Origin of the sequence: Paraburkholderia sp. (assembly GCF_049581445.1) — a bacterium.
Lineage (GTDB): Bacteria > Pseudomonadota > Gammaproteobacteria > Burkholderiales > Burkholderiaceae > Paraburkholderia.
Genome location: NZ_JBAURZ010000070.1, coordinates 1 through 2798 on the forward strand (window position 1 = coordinate 1; position 2798 = coordinate 2798).

The window sequence follows — 2798 nt, forward strand, 5'->3', positions numbered from 1 at the left end:
CCCCACGCCGATGCCAAAACCCGCGCCGACGTCGAACGCGTGCTGGATCTGGTCGGTGGCCGCGCGCTGGCGGCGCGGCCGGTGTCGGAACTGTCGGGCGGCGAGCGCCAACGCCTGCTGCTCGCGCAGTGTCTGCTCGGCAACCCCAAGCTGCTGCTGCTCGATGAGCCTCTTATCAGCCTCGATCCGCATCACCAGAAGAGTGTCGTCGAACTCGTGCGTAACGTGCAGCAGGAACTCGGTATTGCCGTGCTGTTTTCGGCGCATGAACTGAACCCACTGCTGCATGCGCTCGATCGCGTGCTGTATCTCGGCAGCGGCGTGGCGGCGCTTGGTACGGTCGATGAAGTGATCACGAAGCCGGTGCTGTCGCGCCTCTATGGTTCGCCGATCGACGTGATGCGTGTGAATGGGCGCATCTTCGTGATGTCGGGCGATGTGGAAGTCGAGAAGCACGATCACGAACACGAAGACGACAACCACAGTCACGGCGGCGAGGCTGGTCATGGGCATTCCCATGGCCATTCACACTCACACCACCACGCCTCACGCGACGGACATACAAACGATGTTTGAATACGACTTCATGGTGAATGCATTCGCGGCGTCGGGGATCGTCGCGGTGCTGGCGGGTATCGTGGGTTACTTCCTGGTGATGCGCGGCCAGACCTTCGCTGGACACGCGCTCTCGCACGTCGGCTTCACGGGTGCGACGGGTGCGGTGCTGCTGGGCATCTCGCCGATCTGGGGGATGATTGGCTTCACCCTGGCCGCGGGAGTCGGCATGGGCGCGCTCGGCGAGCGCCTCGCGGGCCGCGATGTCGCGATTGGCGTGATCCTTTCGCTCGCGCTCGGCTTCGGGCTGTTGTTTCTGCACTTCTTTACCGCTTACGCGACGCAGGTGACCGCGCTGCTGTTCGGCAATGTGCTGGGTGTGAATTCGTCCACGCTGGGTTTGCTGGCGGGGCTTGGCGTGCTGAGTCTGCTGGCGCTGGCCGCGATCATGCGGCCGCTGCTGTTCGCTTCGCTACAGCCGGAGCTTGCGGAAGCCAAGGGAGTGTCGCTGCGTCTGGTGTCGGTGTTGTTTCTGGCGATTGCGGCGCTGGCGGTGGCCGCGTGCACGCAGATTGTCGGCGTGCTGCTGGTGTTCACCTTGATGGTCGGCCCGGCTGCGGCAGCGCAGAACCTGACCACGCGACTTTCCATCGGCCTCGTGCTCGCAGCGCTGCTCGCGCTCGCTCAGGCGTGGCTGGGTCTGACGCTCGCGTTCTATACGGATTGGCCCACCAGTTTCTGGATTACTGCGCTGGCCGCGCTGGTATATGGCGCGAGTTTGTTGGGGCGGCGTTGATTCTTGCGGGTTGAGGAACTGGAGAGCGGCACGCGCAGATCCGTACGCATGCCGCTTTTTCCACATCACATCCGCTCTCAGGCAAGCAACACCTTCGCGTGATGCGCGAGATGATCCTCGATGAACGTCGAGATGAAGTAATACCCGTGGTCGTAACCTTCGTGACGGCGCAACGTCAATGGCTGGCCAGCGGCATGGCATGCCGCTTCGAACACATCCGGATAAAGTTGCTCGGCTAGAAATTGATCCGATAGCCCCTGATCGATCAGGATGCCCTCAGCGAATTTCTGCGACGCGCTCGCCACCAGTTCGCTCGAGTCGTACGCCTTCCACGCTTCACGGTCCTGGCCGAGGTATCCCGTGAACGCCTTCTCGCCCCATGGACAACGCGAGGGCGCTGCGATCGGCGCAAATGCCGACACCGAGCGGTAGATCTGGGGATTGCGCAGCGCCAGCATCAGCGCGCCGTGACCGCCCATTGAATGCCCGAAGATCCCAAGCCGATCGCCGTCAACGGGCAGTTCGGCGAGCACCGTCTCGCGCAGTTCGTCACGCACGTAGGAGTACATCCTGAAGTGCTGCGCCCAGGGCTCCTCAGTCGCGTCCACGTAAAAGCCCGCACCCACACCGAAATCCCACGCCGCACTTTCACCGGGAATACCGGCTCCGCGCGGACTGGTGTCCGGCGCGATCAACGCAATGCCATGCTGTGCCGCAAAACGCTGGGCGCTGGCCTTGACCGGGAATGTCTCCTCGGTACACGTGAGGCCCGCCAGATAGAACAGCGCCGGCACCTTTCCCTGCGACGCCTGAGGCGGCAGATATACCGCAAAACGCATTGGCAGACCGATCACCTTCGAGTCATGCCTGTAGATACGCTGCACGCCGCCGTGGCAGGCATGCGAGCTTAAAAGTTCGAGCATCGCCCGCTCCCTTTGTCCAACATTGATCAAGTGTTAGTACAGCACCACAGAGCGGATCGACTCACCCTTCTTCATCAGATCGAAGCCCTCGTTGATGCGGTCAAGCGGCAGACGGTGCGTAATCAGATCGTCGATGTTGATCTTGCCTTCCATGTACCAGTCGACGATCTTCGGCACATCGGTGCGGCCACGCGCGCCACCGAACGCCGAGCCCTTCCATTGACGGCCCGTCACCAGTTGGAATGGCCGCGTGCTGATCTCTTCACCCGCTGCCGCCACACCGATGATGAACGACTGGCCCCAACCTTTGTGCGTGCATTCGAGCGCCTGACGCATCACCTTCGTGTTGCCGATGCATTCGAACGAGTAGTCCGCGCCGCCATCCGTGAGTTGGACGATATGGTCCACGACGTTCTCGACTTCGTTCGGGTTGATGAAGTGCGTCATGCCGAACTTCTTCGCCAGTTCGACGCGGCCCGGGTTCAGATCCACCCCGATGATCTTGTCCGCGCCCACCATCTTCG

At 62.2% G+C, this 2798-nt stretch carries 4 protein-coding genes; 2 read left to right on the forward strand and 2 right to left on the reverse strand.

The genetic code is table 11. The features are described 5' to 3' along the window. On the forward strand, window positions 1-576 hold a 576-nt coding region (locus tag WCA85_RS05505), incomplete at its 5' end, for an ATP-binding cassette domain-containing protein (protein WP_424062157.1). Next, window positions 569-1351 (forward strand): metal ABC transporter permease, encoded by a 783-nt coding sequence (locus tag WCA85_RS05510; RefSeq protein WP_424062158.1) that lies wholly within the window; start codon window positions 569-571, stop codon window positions 1349-1351. The genes WCA85_RS05505 and WCA85_RS05510, both read left to right, overlap by 8 nt. Before the next feature lie 77 nt (window positions 1352-1428). Here WCA85_RS05510 and fghA read toward each other — a convergent pair whose 3' ends face one another. Together fghA and WCA85_RS05520 are read right to left on the reverse strand one after the other, a co-directional pair. After that, the gene (gene fghA, locus WCA85_RS05515) at window positions 1429-2274 is read right to left on the reverse strand and encodes an S-formylglutathione hydrolase (protein WP_424062159.1); all 846 of its coding nucleotides are present in this window, start codon (window positions 2272-2274) and stop codon (window positions 1429-1431) included. 33 nt (window positions 2275-2307) lie between these two features. After that, window positions 2308-2798 (reverse strand): zinc-binding dehydrogenase (locus WCA85_RS05520; RefSeq protein WP_424062160.1); only part of this gene is annotated, 491 nt, incomplete at its 5' end.

Excerpts from the sequence above, each read along its gene's own strand:
- WCA85_RS05510 (WP_424062158.1), top strand. The coding sequence starts at position 569 with ATGTTTGAATACGACTTCATGGTGAATGCATTCGCGGCGTCGGGGATC.
- fghA (WP_424062159.1), bottom strand. The coding sequence starts at position 2,274 with ATGCTCGAACTTTTAAGCTCGCATGCCTGCCACGGCGGCGTGCAGCGT.